At 67.0% G+C, this 20,832-nt stretch carries 17 protein-coding genes; 11 read left to right on the top strand and 6 right to left on the bottom strand.

Going from position 1 to position 20,832, the window contains the following annotated elements; all coding sequences use genetic code 11:
• Window positions 1-49: 49 nt before the first annotated feature.
• Window positions 50-727, bottom strand: a complete 678-nt coding sequence (locus AABM56_RS05850; RefSeq protein ID WP_133859908.1) for a haloacid dehalogenase type II — start codon at window positions 725-727, stop codon at window positions 50-52.
• A 233-nt stretch (window positions 728-960) separates the two neighbouring features.
• Here AABM56_RS05850 and AABM56_RS05845 point away from each other — a divergent pair, with 233 nt between their 5' ends.
• From AABM56_RS05845 to AABM56_RS05830, 4 genes are all read left to right on the top strand, one after another.
• A complete protein-coding gene (locus AABM56_RS05845; RefSeq protein ID WP_263259196.1) occupies window positions 961-2,718 on the top strand; it encodes a bifunctional diguanylate cyclase/phosphodiesterase in 1,758 nt (585 codons plus the stop codon).
• Window positions 2,719-2,801: 83 nt separating this feature from the next.
• The gene (locus AABM56_RS05840; RefSeq protein ID WP_133859909.1) at window positions 2,802-4,055 is read left to right on the top strand and encodes an EAL domain-containing protein; all 1,254 of its coding nucleotides are present in this window, start codon (window positions 2,802-2,804) and stop codon (window positions 4,053-4,055) included.
• A gap of 121 nt (window positions 4,056-4,176) precedes the next feature.
• On the top strand, window positions 4,177-5,424 hold the full coding sequence (locus AABM56_RS05835) for a diguanylate cyclase (protein ID WP_133859910.1): 1,248 nt from the start codon (window positions 4,177-4,179) through the stop codon (window positions 5,422-5,424).
• 117 nt (window positions 5,425-5,541) lie between these two features.
• The gene (locus tag AABM56_RS05830; protein ID WP_347883902.1) at window positions 5,542-6,621 is read left to right on the top strand and encodes an SMP-30/gluconolactonase/LRE family protein; all 1,080 of its coding nucleotides are present in this window, start codon (window positions 5,542-5,544) and stop codon (window positions 6,619-6,621) included.
• A 3-nt stretch (window positions 6,622-6,624) separates the two neighbouring features.
• Here AABM56_RS05830 and AABM56_RS05825 read toward each other — a convergent pair whose 3' ends face one another.
• Together AABM56_RS05825 and AABM56_RS05820 are read right to left on the bottom strand one after the other, a co-directional pair.
• Window positions 6,625-6,978: a hypothetical protein gene (locus AABM56_RS05825; protein ID WP_347883901.1), complete on the bottom strand. Its 354-nt coding sequence runs from the start codon at window positions 6,976-6,978 to the stop codon at window positions 6,625-6,627.
• Window positions 6,979-7,117: 139 nt separating this feature from the next.
• Window positions 7,118-8,221: a DUF1615 domain-containing protein gene (locus AABM56_RS05820; RefSeq protein ID WP_347884115.1), complete on the bottom strand. Its 1,104-nt coding sequence runs from the start codon at window positions 8,219-8,221 to the stop codon at window positions 7,118-7,120.
• 299 nt (window positions 8,222-8,520) lie between these two features.
• Between AABM56_RS05820 and AABM56_RS05815 the strand changes: the two genes are divergently transcribed.
• Window positions 8,521-9,654 carry a YeeE/YedE family protein gene (locus tag AABM56_RS05815; protein WP_347884114.1) on the top strand — a complete coding sequence of 378 codons (1,134 nt, stop codon included), beginning with the start codon at window positions 8,521-8,523 and terminating at the stop codon, window positions 9,652-9,654.
• Here the strand turns inward: AABM56_RS05815 and AABM56_RS05810 are convergent.
• Together AABM56_RS05810 and AABM56_RS05805 are read right to left on the bottom strand one after the other, a co-directional pair.
• Window positions 9,651-10,922 (bottom strand): hypothetical protein, encoded by a 1,272-nt coding sequence (locus tag AABM56_RS05810; protein ID WP_347883900.1) that lies wholly within the window; start codon window positions 10,920-10,922, stop codon window positions 9,651-9,653. The genes AABM56_RS05815 and AABM56_RS05810 overlap by 4 nt on opposite strands.
• A gap of 37 nt (window positions 10,923-10,959) precedes the next feature.
• Entirely contained in the window at window positions 10,960-12,537 is a 1,578-nt protein-coding gene (locus tag AABM56_RS05805) for a hypothetical protein (RefSeq protein WP_133859915.1), read from the bottom strand.
• 576 nt (window positions 12,538-13,113) lie between these two features.
• Here AABM56_RS05805 and AABM56_RS05800 point away from each other — a divergent pair.
• The 5 genes from AABM56_RS05800 to AABM56_RS05780 all read left to right on the top strand — a co-directional run bounded on the left by AABM56_RS05800 (window position 13,114) and on the right by AABM56_RS05780 (window position 18,308).
• Entirely contained in the window at window positions 13,114-15,258 is a 2,145-nt protein-coding gene (locus AABM56_RS05800) for a polysaccharide biosynthesis tyrosine autokinase (RefSeq protein WP_133859916.1), read from the top strand.
• A 114-nt stretch (window positions 15,259-15,372) separates the two neighbouring features.
• Window positions 15,373-16,599 (top strand): SpoIIE family protein phosphatase, encoded by a 1,227-nt coding sequence (locus AABM56_RS05795; protein ID WP_133859917.1) that lies wholly within the window; start codon window positions 15,373-15,375, stop codon window positions 16,597-16,599.
• 5 nt (window positions 16,600-16,604) lie between these two features.
• Window positions 16,605-17,168 carry a SiaB family protein kinase gene (locus AABM56_RS05790; protein WP_133859918.1) on the top strand — a complete coding sequence of 188 codons (564 nt, stop codon included), beginning with the start codon at window positions 16,605-16,607 and terminating at the stop codon, window positions 17,166-17,168.
• A 19-nt stretch (window positions 17,169-17,187) separates the two neighbouring features.
• On the top strand, window positions 17,188-17,577 hold the full coding sequence (locus AABM56_RS05785; RefSeq protein ID WP_133859919.1) for a DUF1987 domain-containing protein: 390 nt from the start codon (window positions 17,188-17,190) through the stop codon (window positions 17,575-17,577).
• On the top strand, window positions 17,574-18,308 hold the full coding sequence (locus AABM56_RS05780; protein ID WP_133859920.1) for a GGDEF domain-containing protein: 735 nt from the start codon (window positions 17,574-17,576) through the stop codon (window positions 18,306-18,308). Before AABM56_RS05785 ends, AABM56_RS05780 begins: the two co-directional genes overlap by 4 nt.
• A 91-nt stretch (window positions 18,309-18,399) precedes the next feature.
• Here AABM56_RS05780 and AABM56_RS05775 read toward each other — a convergent pair whose 3' ends face one another.
• Complete coding sequence (locus AABM56_RS05775) at window positions 18,400-20,034, bottom strand: glucan biosynthesis protein D (RefSeq protein WP_133859921.1); 1,635 nt, start codon at window positions 20,032-20,034, stop codon at window positions 18,400-18,402.
• Window positions 20,035-20,263: 229 nt separating this feature from the next.
• Here AABM56_RS05775 and AABM56_RS05770 point away from each other — a divergent pair, with 229 nt between their 5' ends.
• Complete coding sequence (locus AABM56_RS05770) at window positions 20,264-20,647, top strand: glyoxalase superfamily protein (RefSeq protein ID WP_133859922.1); 384 nt, start codon at window positions 20,264-20,266, stop codon at window positions 20,645-20,647.
• Window positions 20,648-20,832 lie beyond the last annotated feature (185 nt).

Below are 20,832 nucleotides of genomic sequence, written 5' to 3'. Positions count from 1 at the left end.
AAAACCCGGCACCCGCCGGTGATGGCGCGGACGTTAGCACGCCGGGCCGCTAGCTGCGGCCCTCGTGCGCCAGAATGCGCGCCACTGCCTCTTGCAGCGTGCCGCCGGTCACCGCGGGCGGCGCCAGGGGGTTGGCCACCTGCTCGGCCTGCCGCTGCAGCAGGGCACCTTTGAAACCGGCCGCCTGGGCGCCGGCGATGTCCCAGGCATGGACGGCGACCAGCCACAGCTGTTCGGCCGGCTGATCCAGGCTGGCGGCGGCCTGGCGATAGGCCGCCGTGGCGGGCTTGCTGGCACCGGCGTCCTCGGCCGAGAGGATGCCGGCAAAGGCATCGCTCAGGCCGGCGTAGGCCAGTTGCGCCTGGGTGGCGGCGCGCGCGTTGTTGGAAAAGGCGATGCAACGCACCCCCTGCGCCCGGGCGAAATCGAGCCCGGCTCGGACATCGACGTGGGCGGGCAGCGCCTGCAGGGCCTTGGCCACACGCTGTCTGTCAGCGGCCGTCAGCGTCCGTCCGAGTCGTGCGCCGATCATCTCCAGCGCCGCCTGGCCCTGGGCCTCGAAGGGCGCGTGCCGGCCACAGAGCTCGGCGGTCATGGCGTTCTGCAGGGTCTGGGCGAACCACAGCGTGCGACTCTGGGGGTCACCGAACAGCTCGGTGAACAGGCCATCCAGCGCGGACAGGTCGAGCACGGTTTCGTTGATGTCGAACAGGCAGGTCAGGGTCATGGTCGCTACTCGGCAGGGATACCTCTTCGACCAGGGCTCGCACCCGACGTGCAGCCGCGCTAAGGTTCCAGACTGGCAGGCGAGACGAAACGGCTAAAGTCTTACGATTTCTTGCCGATACCTCCACAGACCTGCCTCTCGTTTGCTGCACCCGCCTGGCTCGGGTGGCAGCAGTTCTTCCAGGATGTGCTTGTTGCTCGCACAAGGCTCATCGACATTCCCGAGATAGCCTGATGGCCGATTCACTGAAGTACGAAGATGACCGCCTCAACGCCCTGCACGCCCTGGAGCTGCTGGATTCGGCGCCGGCGGAGGAATTTGATCGACTCTGCGAGCTGGTCGCCAGCAGCTTCAATGTGCCGACCGCGCTGATCAGTCTGGTGGACCGCGACCGTCAGTGGTTCAAGGCCCGCGTTGGCTTCGACCTGGCGCAGATGCCCATCGAGGATGCCTTCTGCGCCCACACCATCCGGGCCGAGAATGGCCGGATGGAGATCAACGATGCCTGCTGCGATACCCGCTTCAGCCATAACCCCCTGGTGGTCCGCGCACCCCATGTGCGCTTCTATGCCGGCTCGACCCTGGTCACCGAGGGCGGTTATGCCATCGGCAGTCTGTGCATCCTCGACAGCCAGCCGCGCGAACTGACGGTCGCGGAACGCAAGCGCCTGGACGATTTCGCCGCCCAGGTGATGAGGCTCATCGCCCTGCGCCAGCACCTGCGCCGTCGCGATCCGGTCAGCGGCCTGCCCAATCGTCAGCAGTTCCAGGCCGATGTCGCTCAGTTGGCCGAATTCCAGCCCGACGAGGGGCGCCTGCTGGTGCTGGTGGATCCGCTGGAGACCCACTGGAAGGAGCAGCTGATCCTGGCCCAGGGCATGTGGCCCTTCGAGACCTTCCTGCGCAGCCTGGCCCTGCGGCTGTGCGACGCCCTGAAGGACCGGGCCAAGGTCTATCACGTGGACACCAAGAGATTCGCCTTCCTGTTGCCGGAGGACTGCGATTACCCGCCGCTGCTCGATGCGCTCATCGCCCAGCTACGGATGCCGGTCCAGGCCGACCGCATTCCCATCGACCCGCCGGTCAAGGCCGGTGTGGTGCCCTTCCTGCTCGACTCGGGCGAAGTCCGTGACCTGTTGCGCAAGGCCATGGTGGCGGTAAATCAGGCGACGCTGAGCAGTCGTCACTGGGTCGTCTACGAGCGTCCGCAGGACGAGGCCTTCCAGCGCATCTTCCAGCTGGTCCGGCAGATTCCCGAAGCCTTGGAGCGCGGCGACTTCAGCCTGGCCTTCCAGCCACGCCTGGCCCTGCCCGGACGCCGACTGCGCAGCGCCGAAGCCCTGTTACGCTGGACCCATCCGCAACTCGGCCCCATCGCGCCCGGCGACTTCATTCCGGCGATCGAGAAGACCGCCCTGATCCACAGCGTCACCCGCTGGGTGATCCGTACCGCCGTCAGCCAGCTGGCGCACTGGGACAATCGCTATCAGGGGCGACTGTCGCTCAACCTGTCGCCACGGGATTTCGACGAGGGCGACTTGGTCGAACTGCTGCGCGAGACCTGCCGGCGCGAGGGCGTCGATCCCCGCCGGCTGGAGGTGGAGATCACCGAAGGCGAATGGCTCAGACGCAATCCGGAGGCCATCGCCCAGCTGCATGCCCTGCGCGAGCTGGGTGTGGAGATCGCCATCGACGACTTCGGCAGTGGCTACAGCAACTTCGCCTATCTCTACGAATTGCCGGTCACCAGCGTCAAGCTCGACCGCTCGCTGATCCACGACCTGCCCCAGGATCCGCGCAAGCAGGAGGTGGTCAGGGCGCTGCTGGCGCTGATCGGCAAACTCGGCTATCGCAGCGTTGCCGAGGGGATAGAGACGCCAGAGGTATTGGCCTTCCTGCAGGAAGCCGGCTGCGACGAGGTTCAGGGCTACCTGCTGGCCCGCCCCATGGCCCTGCCCGTCTTCGAGGCCTGGTACGCCGAACAGGGTTGAGCCGAACGGATGAGGTCATTTGACTGACAAATTCATTCCAGGCTCTACACTGGTTCAGGTCGTAGTTTCCCGGGAGTGAGGACATGAGGGAATCAGGTACCGAGTTGTTGGACGTGGTTGGCCTGGATACCGGCAACCTGAGCAGCCAGGGCTGTATCGACAAGGTGCTGCACGCGCTGCGTACCCATCTGGACATGGACGTGGCCTTCCTGGCCGAATTTCGCCAGCAGGACCGGGTCTTTCGCAATGTCGATGCCGTGCCCGATGCGCCGATCAAGGCCGGCGATGCCCTGCCGCTCAGCCAGGGCTATTGCCAGCAGGTGGTCACCGGCCATCTCCCCGAACTCATCCCCGACACCCGGGCCGTCGGCGCCACCCGGCTGATTCCGGAGACCCGCGCCGTGCCCATCGGCGCGCACCTGAGCGTGCCCGTGCGACTCAACGACGGCGAGCTCTATGGCACCTTCTGCTGCTTCAAGTACCAGCCCGATCCAACCCTCAGTCCCCGAGACCTGGAACTGGTGCGGACCTTCGCCGAGCTGGTGGCCGATCGCCTCAGCCTGGACGTCTCCAGCCGCCGCGGCCAGGTGGAGATGCGCGAGCGCATCCAGGGGGCGGTGGCCGCCCACCAACCTAGCATCGTCTACCAGCCGATCTATCATCTCGCCGATCTGCGTATCGCTGGCTGGGAATCCCTGTCGCGCTTCCATTGCCCGCCGCAGCGCAGCCCGGATCTATGGTTTTCCGAGGCCACGGCGGTCGGCCTGGGCGACGAACTCGAAGAAAGCGCCATGCGCTATGCACTGCAAGGGTTGCAGAGCCTGCCGGACGATACCTACCTGACCATGAACTGTTCACCGCAGACCATCCTGGCCGGCCGCCTGCCCGCGCTGCTGGCTGGCAATCCGCCGGGCCGGCTGGTGCTGGAAATCACCGAGCACGCCGAGGTCGACGACTACGCCGCCCTCCATGCCCAGCTGCAACCGCTACGGGCCCAGGGCGTGCGCCTGGCCATCGACGATGCCGGCGCCGGCTATTCGAGCCTGAGGCACATCCTCAGGCTGCGGCCGGACATGATCAAGCTGGACATGAGTCTCGTCCGTGACATCGACAGCGACGCCGAACGCCGGGCGCTGGCTTCGGCGATCATTGCCTTCGCCCGCGAGACACGCAAGGAGGTGATCGCCGAGGGCGTGGAAACCCTCGCCGAACTGGCGACGCTCAAGGCACTGCAGGTGGACAAGGTACAGGGCAACCTGCTGAGCCGTCCGCTGCCGCGCGACGACGCCCTGCGCCTGCCCCGGCAGCGCCCCCAGGAAGGCCTGCCGGACAGCTGAAACGCAAAGGATCGGCGACCATTCAAGTCGCCGATCCTTTGGCCGATACGCCTAGGCGAATGATCGCTTCATCTGACGCCAGGCCGGCTCTCGGCCGATCCTTGTCCTGCAGGAGTTACCGGTGCGCTCCATCCTGGTCATCGAAGACAGCCCCATGGTCCTCAAGATTCTGGCGCACCTCTTTCGTCAGCAGCGCGACTTCGAGCCGGTATTCTGTGCCACCCTGGCCGAAGCCGAGCTGATGCTGGAAACCTCGGCCAATCTGTTCTTTGCCGCCCTGGTGGACCTCAACCTGCCCGATGCGCCCAATGGCGAAAGCGTCGATCTGGTGCTGCGCTATCGCCTGCCCTGCATCGTCCTCAGCGGCTCCTACGACGAACGCCGGCGCGATGACCTGCTGACCAAGGGCGTGGTCGACTATGTGCTCAAGGAAAGCCAGTACTCCTACGAATTCGCCTTCCGGCTGCTGCGCCGGCTGGACAGCAATACCGCGGTCAAGATCCTCATCGCCGAGGACTCCGACGCCACCCGCAACTACATCCGCCACGTGCTGACGCCCCACCGCTACCAGTTGCTGGACGCCTGCGACGGCAACGAGGCGCTGCGCCTGCTGCAGGAGCAGCCGGACATCGACCTGCTGGTGGTGGACCACAGCATGCCTGGTCTCAGCGGCTTCGAACTGGTGCAGTTGCTGCGGCAGAAGCTGCGCCGCCACGACCTCAGCATCATCGGCCTGTCGGCCGACGAAAAGGGCTCGCTCAGCGCCAAGTTCATCAAGCAGGGCGCCGACGACTTCCTGCGCAAGCCCTTCTGCCCCGAGGAGCTCAACTGCCGGGTGGTCTCGACCCTGGAGCGGCGGGACCTCATGCGCGCCCTCACCCACGCCGCCCAGTACGATTCCCTCACCGGACTGCGCAATCGCCGCGCCTTCCAGGACCAGGCCCAGGAGTGGTTTCGCCAGGCCGAACGCGAAGGTCACTCGCTGAGCGTGGCCATGCTCGACCTGGATCACTTCAAGCGCATCAACGACGAGCACGGCCATGCCAGCGGTGACAGCGCCCTGGTGGTCTTCGCCCAGGCGCTGGCCCGCACCCTGCCCCAGGACCTCACCGGCCGCCTCGGCGGCGAGGAATTCGCCCTGGTCAGCCGCATGCCCCCGGAGCAGTTGCTGCAGGCGCTGGACCTGCTGCGGCGCTACTGCCACGCCCAGACCTATGCCCCGGGCGCCCCGCCACTGTCGTTCAGCGCCGGGGTCTTCAGCGGCGTCGCCAATGACCTCGAAGGCTTCCTCCACGAAGCCGATCGCCGCCTCTATCAGGCCAAGCGCCAGGGCCGTGCCCGCACCTGCCTGGTCCTGGACGCCGAGTAGCGCGGATCCCGGGTTGGCGCCCTGCGTCACAAGACATATGATGTCAGACGATTGGCCTGCTGCCGCAGGTCCATCCGCATAGCCTCGTCTGAACAATAACAATCAAGGACCTGCACCATGCATGACTCTTCCCCGGGGCTCGCCCGGCCGCTGTCGCGTCGTCGTCTGCTTCAGGGCGGCCTCATCTGCAGCGCGGCCCTCGCGCTACCCACCCTCGCCCGCGCCGCCGAACCCCTGAGCCAACGCTATCCCGATCCGCTGATCGAGATCCTCGACGACCGCTTCCTGGAATTGCGCCTGTTCAACGCCAGCGTCGAGCGCCTGGCCACCGGTCTGCGCTGGGCCGAAGGGCCGGTATGGATCGGCGACGGCAACTACCTGCTGATGAGCGACATCCCCAACAACCGCATCGTGCGCTGGGATGAGGTCAGCGGCCGGCTGGACACCTATCGCGCCCAGTCGAATTTCGCCAACGGCCTGACCCGCGACCGTCAGGGTCGGCTGATCGCCTGTGAAGGCTCGACCACCCACGGTCTCGGCCGGCGGGTCACCCGCACCGAGCACGACGGGCGCCTGACGGTGCTGGCCGATAACTTCGAAGGCAAGCCCTTCAACTCACCCAACGACGTGGTGGTCAAGGGTGACGGGGCCATCTGGTTCAGCGATCCGCCGTTCCAGGCCAACAGCGACTACGAGGGCCATCGGGTCAAGACCGAGCAGCCCGACGGGGTCTATCGCATCGACGGCGAGAGTCTGGCGGTGACCCGGGTGATCGGCGATCTCAACGGTCCCAATGGCCTGGCCTTCTCGCAGGACGAGAAGCTGCTCTATGTGGTCGAGGGCCGCGCCAAGCCCAATCGCCTGGTGTGGGCCTATACGGTCAAGGACGACGGCAGCCTGGGCGAGCGCCGCAAGCACATCGAGGCGCTGGAATACGGCGCCCTGGATGGCATCAAGTGCGACGTGGCGGGCAATCTCTGGTGCGGCTGGGGCAGCAGTGGCGCGCCAGCGGCCAAGCCCGAAGCCCTCGATGGCGTGCGGGTGTTCGATCCCAGCGGCAAGGCGCTGGGTCACATCCACCTGCCGGAACGCTGCCCCAACCTGTGCTTTGGCGGCCCGGAAGGCAACCGGCTGTTCATGGCCGGCTCCCACTCGCTCTATAGCCTCTACGTCAACATCCGCGGTGCCGGCCTCTAGCGGCTAGCGGGACTCCGGCGGCGATTGCTCGACCAGGACGTTCAGGGAGTCGAGCACGCTGTCCAGGGCGTAGGCCGCTTCGAAGCGCGCCAGATTCTGAGTGAGATCGGCCAGGCTGGTGGTGATCCCCAGCCAGTTGCCCAGGCCGATCTGGCGCGCCGCTTCCGGCAGCGAGCAGCCGCCATCGCGGCGCTCCAGCCAGGCCAGCACCAGTTCCGGCGGGGTATCGGCTTCGAGGCCCAGGGTGCGCAGCAGGCGCAGGGCCTTGGCCTGTTCGCGGGGCGGCAGCCGATGGCGGGCCGTGGGGGTGGACTGGTCGACGATCAGCGTCAACCGGGAGCCGGGGATATCGGTCATCTGGACCTCTAGGGACTACACCAGAACCGCACGGCGCGAGGCCGCTTCATCTCCCCATGGTAGGCGAATAGTCTGGCCAATTGCCATCCCCGGGCCCGACCCTCGTCACCTGGAAAACGCCGTTCGGCCCCCTGCCCGCTCAGCGCGAGGCACGGCCCCGGCAGCGCTGCCACCGTTCCTCCACCCGCTGGGCAAACCAGGCGGTGGTCAGGGTCCGGGTGATCTTGGGGCTTTCCAGGGTGATGCCCGGCAGCATGGCGCGCGGCAGGCTGCGACCGGCCTTGCGCTCGGCCAGGGCATAGACCTTGGCATAGAGATCGGTCTTGGCGAAGTCCTCGGACTCACCCGCCTCCAGGTCATGGCGGATGGCGATGTCGCTCATGCCCAGGGCCGGCGCCAGGCGATTGACCGCGCGCTCGGTCTCGCCCTGGGTGCGCGAGCCGGGCACCACCAGATCGCCATCCAGCGCCAGCGTCAGCCCCGTAGCCCGGCTCACCGCGCTCTGGAAGGCGGCATTGCGACTGGCGTACCAGCCGGCGTTGAAATCGGCGAAGCGATACAGCGGCGTGGAATAGTCCGCCGGATAGCCGAGCAGGTGCGCGGTGCCAAAATAGAGACCACCCCGGCGGCTGAACACCTCGTGGCGGATGGACCCGTCGCGGTCATAGGGATAGCCGCGGGCATGGGCCTCGGCGAAGTCGATGCTGACCTGCATGGGTCCGCCGGTGCGTACCGGATTGAAGCGCCCGAACAGCTGGCCGCCCTGGGGCACCATGGCGATGAAGTCCTCGAAGATCAGACTCAGCTCGCGCTCGGTACGGGCACTGTCTAGGCGCTGGGCGTAGGTCTTGCCGCTGGGCGACTTGAGGTTGAGCGCGGTGCGCACCAGCAGTTGGGGGACATAGGCCCGCGCCGCGCGTCTATCGATCTCCTCCTGGGCGATCCGCCCCAGCCCCGGCACCGGCGGATCGACCTGGTAGGTGGATTCCTGCTCCGCCACCGCCAGCACCGCGCAGAGGTTGTCCGTCGAGGGCTCGAGACCCTGGGAGCTGAAGGCGGTCTGGATATCGCTGGCCCAGCCCTGCCGATCCGCCACGCTGGCGGGCAACAACCGCAGCAACTCGGCGCGCACCTCGGCCGGCGAGCGCGTGGGCCCCTGGGAGGTCGGCGTCAGGCTGCAACCGGCCAGGACCAGTGCAGCGACGAGGGCAGTCCAGCCGCGCAGCCGCGACAGGGTGGGCAAAGCGGAAGCGGACAGGGCGACAGCAGCGGACACGGTAACTCCGGAAGATTCCTTTGGCCGCTTTGACCACAACGCCGAGCAAATGGCTGTACTGCCCGGCCAATAACTTCTGGTTATATCGATGTAACCTTTTCATTCAACCAGCAGCGGATGTCCGCTGGGATTCCCGAACAAGTCCCACTAAAATAGTCGGACTTTAGTTCGAAGCTACCGGAACCATGATGCAGCAGACCTCTACGCTCTCCTCTCCTCGCCTGCCCTGGGCGGCCCTGTGGGCGACCTGCCTGCTGGCCGTGGGCATGGTCTTTCTCAACCAGGCCGTGGGCGGTCGTCAGGCCCTGCTGCTACTGCTCGGCGGCGCCCTGGGCCTGACCCTCTACCACGCCGCCTTCGGCTTCACTTCGGCCTGGCGGGTGTTCATCCTCGACCGTCGCGGTGCCGGCCTGCGCGCTCAGATGGTGATGCTGGCCCTGGCGGTGCTGCTGTTCTTTCCCGCCCTCGGCGCCGGCAGTCTGTTCGGCGAGGCGGTGCGCGGCAATGTCTCGCCGCTGTCCACCTCGGTGATGATCGGCGCCTTCCTGTTCGGCATCGGCATGCAACTGGGCGGTGGCTGCGCCTCCGGCACCCTGTTCACCGCCGGCGGCGGCAATGCGCGGATGCTGGTGACCCTGCTGTTCTTCGTCATCGGTTCGCTGATCGCCACCCAGCACCTGGGCTGGTGGTTCGCCCTGCCCAGCCTGCCGCCCACCTCCCTGGTGACCAGCCTGGGCGTGCTGCCCGGCATCCTGGTCAGCCTGGCGGCCTTCGCCCTGATCGCCTGGATCTCGGTGGTGCTGGAGCGCCGTCGCCACGGCAGACTGGAAGCCACAGTCCCCGGCGAACACCAGGGCGCGGCGCGCCTGCTGCGCGGCAACTGGCCGCTGGTCTGGGGCGCCATCGCCCTGGCGATACTGAACTTCGTCACCCTGGCCCTGGCCGGTCGCCCCTGGGGCGTCACTTCGGCCTTCGCCCTCTGGGGCGCCAAGGGTGCCGGTCTGCTCGGGCTGGACGTCTCCGCCTGGGCCTTCTGGCAACAACCGGCCAATGCGCGGGCGCTGGCCGAGCCCTTCTGGTTCGACGTCACCAGCGTGATGAACCTTGGCATCATGCTGGGCGCCCTGGCCGCCGCGGGTCTTGCCGGGCGCTTCGCCCCCAGCCTGCGCATCCCCGCGCGGTCACTGGTGGCGGCGGTGCTCGGCGGCCTGCTGCTGGGCTACGGCGCGCGGCTGGCCTATGGCTGCAACATCGGCGCCTACTTCAGCGGCATCGCCTCGGGCAGCCTGCATGGCTGGCTGTGGCTGGTGGCCGCCTTCTTCGGCAACAGCCTGGGCGTGCGCCTGCGCCCCTTCTTCTTTCCCGGCGAACGCCGCGTCGAACGCCTGACCGGCTGCTAGACCGGCAAGACCTGGCGACCGGGCGGCAGCGCCCCCGGTCGCTCCGGCAGGGTCACCACCCCGTACTGGGGCGCGCCGTGGTAGGTCTTCAGCGCCTGCATGACAAAGAGCAGGGCCGCGGTGCCCTGGTATTCGAACAGTCCCTGCAGCGGCCAGATGGTCATGAAGGCGAGAAACACCGCCAGGGTGAATTCAAGGTCGCGGCTCAGCTTGCGCGCCACCAGGTAGTGGACCGCCAGGCCGATGGGAATCACCAGGATCGACAGGAAGCCGAAGCGGAACACGGTGCCGAAGATGCCGACATCGGAGAGGAAGAAATAGTCGCCGAAGATCGGCTTGAAGCCGTCGTTCCACATCAGGCTGAGGCTGCCGCTGGGCAGGCCGTTGTACAGCTGCAGGTGGTTGATGATCTGGGAAATGGTGGTTTCCCGGACGTTGTCGGTGGGGCCTTCCTGCACCGAGCGCGCATAGAAATCCAGGTTGAAGCCGAGGGTTTCCAGCAGGTGTGGATAGAGGATCAGCGGCGCGATGATGATGGCGCCGAACAGCGCCGGTCCGACCAGGCGCGCGCGCAGGGCGAGGATGGTGAACACCAGGCAGACCACGATCAGCTGGCGGGTCTGCAACACCACCACGATGGTCGCCAGGAAGAACAGCGCCAGCAGGCCGTGCCTCAGCTTGGGCCGCAACTGCCCGTCGATGAAGGAACGCCCGCGACCGGCGAAGTAGATGCAGATGAAGTAGCCGAAGAAGATGGCGCCCGCCCCCGTGGAGGCCCGTCCGGGGCGGCTGAGGTCCTTCACCTCGTCGCGCAGGTCCGGCAGCATCTTGAAGTAGGACAGCCAGCACAGCAGTGCCGAGAGCAGTCCGACCAGGATGATCAGATTCTCGAACTGCACGGCATTCAGTCGCTTGGCCAGGTACAGGACCAGGAAGGCGCTGAAGCAGTAGAGCACGCGCCGCTCCTCGATGAGGCCGTAGACCAGCGGCTGGCCCCAGAACAGCTGGGCGAACACCGCCGGCAGGCCGACGAACATCGCCGTGGAAAACAGGCAGAAGCCCATCAGCAGCCGGTAGTCGCGCTGCGGCCGATGCCAGGTGCTCAGGGTGAAGAGCGCGAAGAAACCCAGGCAGATCGCCAGGTACAGCTCGCCCACGTAGCGGATGCCCACCGGGTTGGTCGGGCTCTGTTCGAAGACGCCGAACTGCAGGACCATCAGGCCACCCAGGGCCAGAAAACTCAGTCGATTGATCAGCGTACCCGGCATGCCCGGTTTCCTCGCAGCGTGTTCATGGATAAGGCGTTCATTGCAGGCGCCAGTCACCCTCGACCTTGGCGTAGGTCAGCTGGCGGCCGTCCGCCAGACTCAGGCGGGCGCGGGTGTATTCCGGCAGGTCGACGCGGAATTCCCGGCCTTCCAGATAGAGCCCGCCACAGGCCCCCGGCTCGCCGTGGTAGTCCAGCGGCTGGCGCTGCAATTCGTGGATGCTGCGGTGGAACAGCAGGTTGGCGTAGCCGCGCACCGTCATGTCGGTGGAGATGAGGGTGCAGTCCAGCGCGACCTGGCCTTTCACCAGCCCCACCAGCGCGTGGTTCTGCCGGTCGATGGCGCCCCAGCCGGCATAGCCGGCGAGGTCCTGGCGATAGGTTTGGCCGTTCTGCAGGGCCGCGGCCACCAGCACCACGGCGAGCACCGCACGCCCTGGGGTCTTCAGCGCCAGGAAGGCCAGGCCGAGCAGCAGCGCGGCGGGAAAGATGAACTTGAGGCGATCGAAGGAAAATTGGGTGGCGTGCTGCAGCAGCAGCAAATTCTCCAGCAGCGGCACGCTGGCGGCGACCAGCAGCAGCGCGGTGCTGCGCGGCCAGTTCAGCGACTTGCGCTTCCAGAGCAGCACCCCCAGGGCGATGGCCACCGCGGCCAGGAACAGGCCGAAGGACAGCCCGTAGCCGGTGAAGAAGTCGGTCAGGTGGGCATTGTTCGGGCTGCGGGCGAGAAAGCGTCGGGCAAAGGCCTTGAGCGTCGGCAACAGACCCGCCGCCAGGCTGTAGTGCAACAGCACCAGCAGGCCAGCCAGCGCCGTGGCGAAGGCCAGGCGCCAGGCCATCCGCCGGCCTTCCGGCAGGTGCCGGTGCTGCAGCCAGAACAGCGCGACCAGTCCACCGCCAAAGACGTAGCCGGTCCATTCGGTCAGGGCGCCGAAGCAGACCAGGCCGGCCAGCAGCCAGCCCAGGCGGTTGCGCTGGCCAGCCGGCGCCCGCAGGTAGTGGAAGAAGGTCAGCAGACTGGCCAGCAGCAGCACCTGGTAGAAACTCTGCACCCAGTAGAGCAGGCCCTGGGAGAGCAGCGCCTCGCGGCTGAAGATCGCGATCAGGCAGCCCAGCACCGCGCTCGTGGCGGCCAGGCCGCGGCTGGCGCCATGGCTGCGCAGCACCAGGTAGAGCAGGCGAAACAACAATAGCGCGGTCAGGGCGCCAAGGGCGGCGTTGAACAGCGCGAGGCTGTGCAGCGAAGGCGTCAGACCCGCGGCCTTGAGACCGAAATAGGGCGCGAGGAAGCCGTAGCTGCTGAAGCTGGTGTAGACATAGTCGCCGCTGTGGGTGGGAATGGTCGCGCCCCAGGACACCGGCTTGTCGTGACTGCCACCCAGGGTCACGGTGGGCAACCACCAGTGCCGGGCCACGCCGGACTCGTCCAGGGCATTGAGGCTGAGCAGGACGTGATAGCTGGCTTCGAGATTCTGCGCCCCGGTGCCGTCGCGGAAATCCGGCAGGCGCCACAGCAGGGCCAGCAATAACAGCAGGCCGACCGCCAGACCGCCCAGCCAGAACGGCCACCGTCCCACCCGGACCCCGGGATGGGTAACGTCAGATACCACGCTCATTGTCCTGTCTCCTGACAGCCATGCAGTCGAGAACGCCGTCCAGGGCAGTGAAGAACCAGGCGCCATCTTCCGCAGGCCTGGTACAGCCGGTGCAAGACCGCCCACGCAGGCCAAGCGGCGCATGGGCCGGTAACCGGGCTTCAACCGCTGACTACATTCAAGAAGCCGTCAGGAACACGCCGTTGCCGGGAGGCAGCGGCGTTTGCATCTGATACCCGGGTGCGCCCGCCAGCCTCGGCAGGGCACCAGCGGCTCCGGAAAACCCGGCGCGAGCCAGGGCTTGTCGTCCGGAGACACGACAGGTCGCGAAGAAGACTGCCTTAGCACCTTGAGACTGCCAAGCGGGCATCTGTCACGTTCTGCATGGAGTGTCACATTTTTGGCTTTTGCTTTCGCTTAGAGTCGACGCAGCACTCCAGCCGACAAGGTGCGGATCCCTGATCCAGCGCCTGGTGTTCCAAGCTGTGCCCTGCCTGGCGTGACGATTTCGCCCCCGGTTCGCCGCGCGGTGTCTCCTCGACAGCGCGCGGCCGCGACGGCTGTCCTCCTCCGTACCTGCCCAAGGCCCGCTCCTGCATGGACCAGTCGCATCACTCGCTACCCGCTGCCACCCAGGCGGCGGACATCGGCTTCGCCCGCTACTGCGCCGCACTCTGGCGCCATCGCCGCAGCCTGCTCGTCTGCATCGCCCTCTGCACCCTGCTGGGCGTGGCCTATACCCAGCTGGCCGCGCCGCGCTATCAGGCGGTGGCGACGGTGCAGATCGAATACCAGCGCGGCATCGTGCGTCTGGACGAATCCGACAATGGCCGGCCCATGCCACCGCCGGAAGCCATCACCGAAATGCAGCTGCTCACCTCGCGGCGGGTGGTCGGCGAGGTCGTGGACGCCGAGGGCCTGGACCTGAGCGTCACCCCGCGGCGCCTGCCGCTGCTGGGCGACTGGCTGGCCCGGCGTCACGAGCGAGCCGGTGAGGCCGTCGCCCCGCCGCTGTTCGGCCTCAAGCAGTTCGGCTGGGGCGGCGAGCAGCTGACCATCGCCAGCCTGAGCGTGCCCGATGCCCTCTATGGCCAGCCACTCACCCTCACCGCCGAGGCCCCGGATCGCTTCCTGCTGAGCGATGCCCAGGGCAAGCGGCTGCTGGAGGGTCGGCTGGGCGAGCCGGCCAGCGCCGGCGAGCTGCGCCTGGACATCGCCCAGCTGCACGCCTATCCGGGCACCGAATTCATCCTGGTCAAGCAGCGTCGTGGCGTGACCATCCAGGCGCTGCAGGAACGACTCATGGTCAGCGAGCGCGGCAAGCGCTCGGGCATCCTCTCGATCCAGCTGCAGGACACCGATCCGCTCAGGGCGCAACGCATCCTGCGCGGCATCACCGAGGCCTATGTGCGCCAGGACGTGACCCGCAACGCCGATGAATCCACCCAGCAGCTGGCCTTCCTGCGCCAGGAATTGCCGCAGGTGAACCAGCGCCTGACTGCAGGTCGCCAGGCCCTGGACCGCTACCAGCGGCAACGGGGTTCCATCGCCATCGGCGCGGAGGGACGCAGCCTGCTGAGCCAGGCGGTGGAGCTCGACGCCCAGCTATCGGCGCTGGAAATGGAGCGCCTGGGCCTGGCCCTGCGCTTCACTCCCACCCATCCGCTCTACCAGGGCCTGCTGGCGCGCCGCCAGGTGCTCAACGGCGAGCGTCAGGCCCTGCAGCAGCGCCTGGCCAAGTTGCCGCAGACCCAGCAGGAGGTGCTGCGCCTGCAGCGCGACGTGGAGGCGGCGGACAAGGTCTATGCGCTGATCAGCAAGCGCATCCAGGAATTGTCGGTGGTGCGCGCCGGCACGGTGAGCGATGTGCGCATCATCGACAGCGCCTACACCCAGATCGCTCCGGTCTATCCCAAGAAGCCCCTGCTGATCCTCAGCGCCCTGCTCTTCGGCTGCCTGGCCGGCGCCGCCTGGGTCTATCTGCGCGCCAGTCTCGAGCGCGGTATCGAAGACGCCGAGGGCCTGGAAGACCTCGGCCTGCCGGTGCTGGCGCAACTGCCGCTGGCACCGAGTCGCCAGGTCGGCGGGCCGCTGCAGACCTCGCTCGACAGCGGCTACCAGGAAGCCCTGCGGATTCTGCGGACCAGCCTGGCCTTCGCCCGCACCGAGGCGCGCAACGATCTGCTGCTGATCACCAGTGCCAGCCCTGCCGCCGGCAAGTCGTCGGTGGCCGTGCAACTGGCGCGGGTATTGGCCGAAGGCGGAATGCGGGTGCTGCTGGTGGATGCCGACCTGCGGCGCGGGCGCCTGCACCGGCGCCTGCAGCTGGCCCGCCGCCCGGGCCTCGCCGAGGTGCTGGCGGGACTGGCGACGCCCGAGCAGGCGATCCAGCCCTCGGCGATACCCGGTCTGGACTGCCTGGTGGGGGGCATCCGTCCGCCGAATCCGGCCGAATTGCTGATGAGTGCGCGCTGTACCGAACTGCTGCGCGGTCTGCAGCAGGACTACGAGTTGGTCATCCTCGACACCCCGCCGGTGCTGGCGGTGACCGATGCCGTACTGCTGGCCGCCCAGGCCGGCACCTGCCTGCTGGTGTCGCGCTACGGTTGCAACACCGCCAAGGAAATCGAGGCGACCCAGCGCCAGTTCGCCCACAGCGGTCTGCTGCTGCAAGGGGCGGTGCTCAACGCCGTGCCACCCCCGCCCTTCACCCGCGCCGCTCTGGGCATCCTGACCGGCTGACGCAGCCCCCCTGCCCAGACGCCACTCCGTGCTGGCGCCTGGCCAGCTTCTGTCATCAAAGCTCAATACGGAGCCCCTAGGCTGCATCGACCTTCCGATAACGGATTCGTATCGATGTCGTCCGCTCCCCTGTCCTCCTCGCGTACCTCCTCCCGTCCCAGCCAGGGCTGCGCCCTCGACCTCTGCACCCAGTGGCCCGCGGTCGAGGCCGAGCACACCAACGCCATGGTCATGGACCTGTTCAACGCACGCCGCGAGATCACCAGTCTCGCGGTGATCGAGCACGACCGTCCGATCGGGCTGGTCAACCGCGACATCTTTCTCTCGCAGATGAGCAAGCCGTATCACCGCGAAGTCTACGATCGCAAGAGCTGCATCGCCTTCATGGACAAGGAGCCGCTGGTGGTGGACGCCGCCCTGTCCATCGAGGAGCTGACCCGGCGCACCGTCGAGGTGGGCGAAAAGGCCCTGGCCGACGGCTTTATCGTCACCCGCGAGGGTCGCTTCGTCGGACTCGGCCTGGGTGTGCAGCTGATGCGCATGGTCGCGGACCTGCAGGCCGAGAAGAATCGCCAGATCATGCACAGCATCGAATACGCCAGCGTCATCCAGCGCGCCATGCTGCGCAGCTCGCGCGAGGCCCTGGCGGTGATGGAGCAGGACGCCACCCTGGTCTGGCAGCCGCGCGACGTGGTCGGCGGCGACTTCTATCACTTCGCCCAGCACGAGGACGGCTGGTTCGGCGCCATCGCCGACTGCACCGGCCACGGCGTGCCCGGCGCCTTCATGACCCTGATCGCCTCGGCGTCCCTGACCCAGGCCCTGCAACAGCTGGGACCGCGCGATCCCTCGGCGCTGCTGGCGGCGATCAACGGCAGCGTCAAGGCGATGCTGGGGCAGTCCGGCGGCATCTCCGAATCCAACGACGGCCTGGACCTGGCCTGTTTCTGGGTGGATAGACACAGCCACAGCCTGACCTACGCCGGCGCCCGCATGCCCCTCCACCTCCTGGCGCCCGACGCCGCGGAGGTCCTGACCCTGGCGCCGCTGCGCCTGGGCATCGGCTACGCCGACAGCCCGCTCGACCAGTGCTGGCCGGCCACCACCCTGCCGCTGCAACCGGGCAGCCTGCTGTTCGCCACCACCGATGGGCTGATCGACCAGATCGGCGGCCCGCGGCGCACCTCCTTCGGCAAGCGCCGCGCCCTGGCCCGGCTGAGCGAGTCGCGCACGGCGCCCACCGCGGCCTTCTGCGCACAGCTCAGCGCGGACCTCGCCCGCTGGCAGGGCGACGAACTGCGTCGCGATGACCTCACCTTTCTCTGCATCCGCGTGGCCTGACCAACATGACCGCTTCCTTTCCCACGAACGGCGCCTTTCTCGAAATCGCCCAGCAGCAGCACGTGATCTTCTATCACCGCGGCTATTTCTCCCATGACATCGTCGCCGCCATGGCCGAGGTGGTGAAGCTGCAACTGGAATTCGAAGGGATCAGCAGCGCCACCCGGCGCAAGCTGTTTTCCTCCTTCATCGAACTGTCACAGAACGTCCTGCACTATTCCGCCGATGCCCTGCCCCCGGACGCCCTGGCGGACGCCAAGCTGGGTCAGGGTTCGGTCTGTATCACCCGTCAGGACGGCAACTACCAGATGCTCTGTGCCAACCCCATCGTCAGCGACAAGGTCGACGCCCTGCGCGCACGGCTCGAGCCGCTGTGCAGCATGTCCCTGGAGCAGATCAAGCAGGCCTATCGCGAATCCCTGCGCGCCGAGACCCCGGCTGACAGCAAGGGCGCCGGCCTCGGCTTCCTGACCATGGCGCGCGATGCCAGCGCACCCCTGGAATTCGCCTTCCACCCCTCCACGCAGACGCCGGGCACCACCCTGTTCTGCCTGAAAGCCATCATCTGACATGGGACTCCGACCTCGTATGGACACCGTGTTCATCGCGCCCACCGCCACCTCTCCGGAAGTGGACTTCCGTTTCGCCGAGGCCGAGCTCTGGCTCAAGGGCGAATCCTTTCCGGAAAACGCCGCGGCCTTCTACCTGCCGGTGATCGAGTCGCTACGGGCCTATCTCGACCAGTGCCAGGACGCCAACATCCGGGTGCACGTAGCCCTGGCCTACTTCAACAGCTCCAGCACCAAGATGCTGTTCACCCTGTTCGACGCCCTGGACCAGGCGGCCCAGGCCGGCAACCAGGTGGAGTTGCACTGGTACTACGATGCCGAGGACGAGACCATCCAGGAATTCGGCGAAGAGCTGCGACTGGACTTCCAGGCGCTGACGTTCGTCGAGCATCCCGAGCTGCCGGCATGACCGCCAGCGTCAGGCGCTGCAGCCCGGTCGAAGCGGGCCCCGACCTGTTCGAACAGGAAGCCGGGGTGCTGCAGGCGGCGCGCGCCCTCTATGTGGCCGACGACGCCGATGCCGAACGCTACCGCGCCGCCCTGGGCGACCTGACGCTGCATTTCGAACGCCTGATGCGCGAGACCCGCCGGCTGATTGCCCGCAGCGATCGCGCCGAACGCGAGATGAACGCCCTCAACCAGCAGTTGCAGACCCTCAGCCAGCAGCTGGAATACCGCGCCACCCACGACGCCCTCACCGGGATGCTCAATCGCGGCGCGGTGATCGACCAGGCCGGCCAGGCGCTGCGACAGCGGGGCGGCGCCATGATCGTGCTGGACATCGATCACTTCAAACGCATCAACGACGACTTCGGCCATCCCGCCGGCGATCGAGTGATCCAGGCCATCGCCCGCTGCCTGCAGGAGCTGGTCCAGGCGCCGGCCATCGTCGGTCGGGTGGGCGGCGAGGAATTCACCGTGCTGCTGCCGACCCTGGCACGGGACGAGGCCCTGGCCATGACCGAATGCCTGCGCCTGCGCATCGCCCGGGAGGCGACCGGCACGGCGCCGGTGACGGCCAGCTTCGGCCTCAGCATCAACCAGCCGGGCACCGACTTCGAGCTCGCCTACGGCCTGGCCGATGCGGCCCTCTACCGGGCCAAGCGCGCAGGGCGCAACCAGGTGGTACTGGCCGACTGATCACCGCGACCTGTCAGGCTCTGCGCCCTTGCTCCGGGCATAAAAAAGCCGCTGTGCCGGAGAGGCACAGCGGCTTTTTCCCAGCCGTCGCTTAGGACTGCTTCCAGTCCGGATAACGGCGCTGGTCGGCGGCCGGCGGGAAGTACTGGTACAGCCAGGTTTCGCTCAGGGCGCGGTCCTGGGTGCGGATGAAGGCGCGCATCTGCACCGGATCGGCCTTGTCGCTGGTGGGGTACCAGTCGAAGATCACCCGGTAGCCGCCGATCTCGTCGATCTTGAGCACGTGGAAATCCTGCACCTTGCCGTCGGTGACGGTCACCACCGGCTCGATGCCGGTACCCTCGGGCAGGAACGACAGGCCGCCGCCGTTGAAATCGATGGCGAAGCGCCGCGCCCAGACCTTGGGCCAGTGCTCACCGGGCGCCCAGCCCTCGGGGAAGCCGCCGATCCCGGAGCGGGTGGCATTGACCCGCGCCAGCGGCGTGCTTACCGGCGGCAGCGCACTCCAGTGCAGCTTGTAGCCATAGTGCAGCGACTTGCCGGCGGTGATGGTTTCGGCCGGCGCCCAGAAGGCCACGATGTTGTCCAGGGTCTCGCCGGTGGTGGGGATCTCCAGCAGCTGGATGGCACCCTCGCCCCAGGCGGAGGTGGGCTCGACCCACAGACTCGGCCGGCGATCGTAGCGGACCATGACGTCCTGGTAGCTTTCGAATTCGTGATCGGTCTGCACCAGGCCGAAGCCCTTGGGACTGTCGTCCTTGAAGGCGTTGAATTGCAGCTTGGGCGGATTGTTAAGCGGGCGGCAGATCCACTCGCCGTTGCCCTTCCACATGGCCAGGCGGTCGGAGTCGTGGATCTGCGGATGGTAGGTATTGCAGGTCTGGCGCTCGTGGGTGCCGCAGCCGAACATGCTGGTCATGGGCGCGATGCCCAGCTGCTTGATGTCGCGGCGGGCGTTGACGTTGGCGTCCACGTCCATCACCACCCGGTCGTTCAGGCAGTCGATGTCGAAGCGATAGGCCCCGGTGGCGCTGGGCGAATCCAGCAGCGCATAGACCACGAAACGGGTGCTGTTCTTGTTCGGGGTGACGAACCAGAACTTGGTGAAGTCGGGGAATTCCTCGGGCCGATCGGCATAGGTGTCGATGGCCAGGCCGCGGGCCGAGAGGCCGTACTGGCGGGTCTTGTCCACGGCGCGGAAGTAGCTGGCGCCGAGAAAGGAGACGATGTCGTACTGGGCCAGGTGCGGCGCCTTGAACAGCTTGAAGCCGGCAAAGCCCAGGTCGCCCTTGAGCTGGCTCTTGTCGACGCCGCTGTCGTTGTAGTTGAACAACTCGGGGCGGAAGTGGACTTCCTTGGCCTCGCTGGTCTTGGGGTCCACCGAATACATCCGTACCGGCGTCTTGAAGCCCATGCCGACATGGAAGAACTGTATGTCCAGCTGGCCCTTGAGGTCGTGCCAGAGCGAATGCTGGGCATCGTAGCCGATGGCATTGAACTGCTGGGGCGTCATGTTCGCCAGGGTGTCGGGCAGTTTCTGGGCGGTGGGCTGGTAGGCCTGGCCGGCCAGCTCCTTGGCGTGCTGCTTGAGCCAGTCGAAATCGAAGGCCTGGCCATCGCCATTGGCCGGATTGGCAAAGGCCTGGAGGGCGAACAGCCCGGTGGAGGGAATGCCGGTGTAGGCCGCCAGGGCCAGGGACGCTTTGAGCAGGTGTCTACGCTGCATGGATCAACCTTGGTCACAAAGGATGAAAGATTCGGTCCAGCCGAACCGCCAGAAAGGAAAAGAATGCACGATACCCGGATAGGTTCGCCATCGCACCGGTGAACTGCCGCCTAGCGCACGCTCTGGCCTGCCAGAGCGGTTACCAAAGCTTTCCGGATCACACTTCGGGTTGCCGGACGCGGTGGAATGGGCATCATCGACATTCCTCTCGCGCCCCTGGAGACCGCTCATGGCCAATGCCGCCATCACCTTCGGGCAACCCAGCCCCATCCTGCGCATCTTCGATGACGAAAAGGCGCGTGAATTCTACTGCCACTTCCTGGGTTTCCGCCTGGTCTGGGAGCATCGCTTCGAGCCGGGATTGCCGCTCTACGCCGAAGTCGAGCGCGCCGGCCTGCGCCTGCACCTGTCCGGTCACCACGGCGACGCCTGCCCGGGCTCGACGGTCTTCGTCCGAATGACCGGCATCCGCGCCTTCCAGGCCGAGTTGCTGGCCAGGAACTATGGCTTCGCCCGCCCGGGCATCGAGGCCTTGCCCTGGGGCCTGGTGATGGAGATCGCCGATCCCTTTGGCAACAGATTGAGGTTTTGCGAGGAGACGCCGGAGGCCTAAGCAACGGCTGTACGGTGATCGCGGCCATGGGCCGCTCCTACAGGCCCGATGATGGAGATGACCGCCTGCGTGGATGGCTCCCTCTCCCCTCGGGAGAGGGTTGGGGTGAGGGCGCCCTCGCCACGAAGTCCCCAGTGGAAAAGGCTGCGCCGGTTTCCACGCTACGGCTCTACAACTTGTGCACC

This window comes from Pseudomonas aestiva, assembly GCF_039908605.1.
Classification (GTDB): domain Bacteria; phylum Pseudomonadota; class Gammaproteobacteria; order Pseudomonadales; family Pseudomonadaceae; genus Chryseomonas; species Chryseomonas aestiva.
Note: the sequence above shows the minus strand (reverse complement) of the source record. Positions and strands in the feature narration are given on the sequence as shown.

What these genes read in the sequence shown, in the direction of transcription:
- AABM56_RS05850 (WP_133859908.1), bottom strand. Translation starts at nt 727, where the DNA reads ATGACCCTGACCTGCCTGTTCGACATCAACGAAACCGTGCTCGACCTG.
- AABM56_RS05845 (WP_263259196.1), top strand. Translation starts at nt 961, where the DNA reads ATGGCCGATTCACTGAAGTACGAAGATGACCGCCTCAACGCCCTGCAC.
- AABM56_RS05840 (WP_133859909.1), top strand. Translation starts at nt 2,802, where the DNA reads ATGAGGGAATCAGGTACCGAGTTGTTGGACGTGGTTGGCCTGGATACC.
- AABM56_RS05830 (WP_347883902.1), top strand. Translation starts at nt 5,542, where the DNA reads ATGCATGACTCTTCCCCGGGGCTCGCCCGGCCGCTGTCGCGTCGTCGT.
- AABM56_RS05825 (WP_347883901.1), bottom strand. Translation starts at nt 6,978, where the DNA reads ATGACCGATATCCCCGGCTCCCGGTTGACGCTGATCGTCGACCAGTCC.
- AABM56_RS05815 (WP_347884114.1), top strand. Translation starts at nt 8,521, where the DNA reads ATGGTCTTTCTCAACCAGGCCGTGGGCGGTCGTCAGGCCCTGCTGCTA.
- AABM56_RS05810 (WP_347883900.1), bottom strand. Translation starts at nt 10,922, where the DNA reads ATGCCGGGTACGCTGATCAATCGACTGAGTTTTCTGGCCCTGGGTGGC.
- AABM56_RS05805 (WP_133859915.1), bottom strand. Translation starts at nt 12,537, where the DNA reads ATGAGCGTGGTATCTGACGTTACCCATCCCGGGGTCCGGGTGGGACGG.
- AABM56_RS05800 (WP_133859916.1), top strand. Translation starts at nt 13,114, where the DNA reads ATGGACCAGTCGCATCACTCGCTACCCGCTGCCACCCAGGCGGCGGAC.
- AABM56_RS05795 (WP_133859917.1), top strand. Translation starts at nt 15,373, where the DNA reads ATGTCGTCCGCTCCCCTGTCCTCCTCGCGTACCTCCTCCCGTCCCAGC.
- AABM56_RS05790 (WP_133859918.1), top strand. Translation starts at nt 16,605, where the DNA reads ATGACCGCTTCCTTTCCCACGAACGGCGCCTTTCTCGAAATCGCCCAG.
- AABM56_RS05785 (WP_133859919.1), top strand. Translation starts at nt 17,188, where the DNA reads ATGGACACCGTGTTCATCGCGCCCACCGCCACCTCTCCGGAAGTGGAC.
- AABM56_RS05780 (WP_133859920.1), top strand. Translation starts at nt 17,574, where the DNA reads ATGACCGCCAGCGTCAGGCGCTGCAGCCCGGTCGAAGCGGGCCCCGAC.
- AABM56_RS05775 (WP_133859921.1), bottom strand. Translation starts at nt 20,034, where the DNA reads ATGCAGCGTAGACACCTGCTCAAAGCGTCCCTGGCCCTGGCGGCCTAC.
- AABM56_RS05770 (WP_133859922.1), top strand. Translation starts at nt 20,264, where the DNA reads ATGGCCAATGCCGCCATCACCTTCGGGCAACCCAGCCCCATCCTGCGC.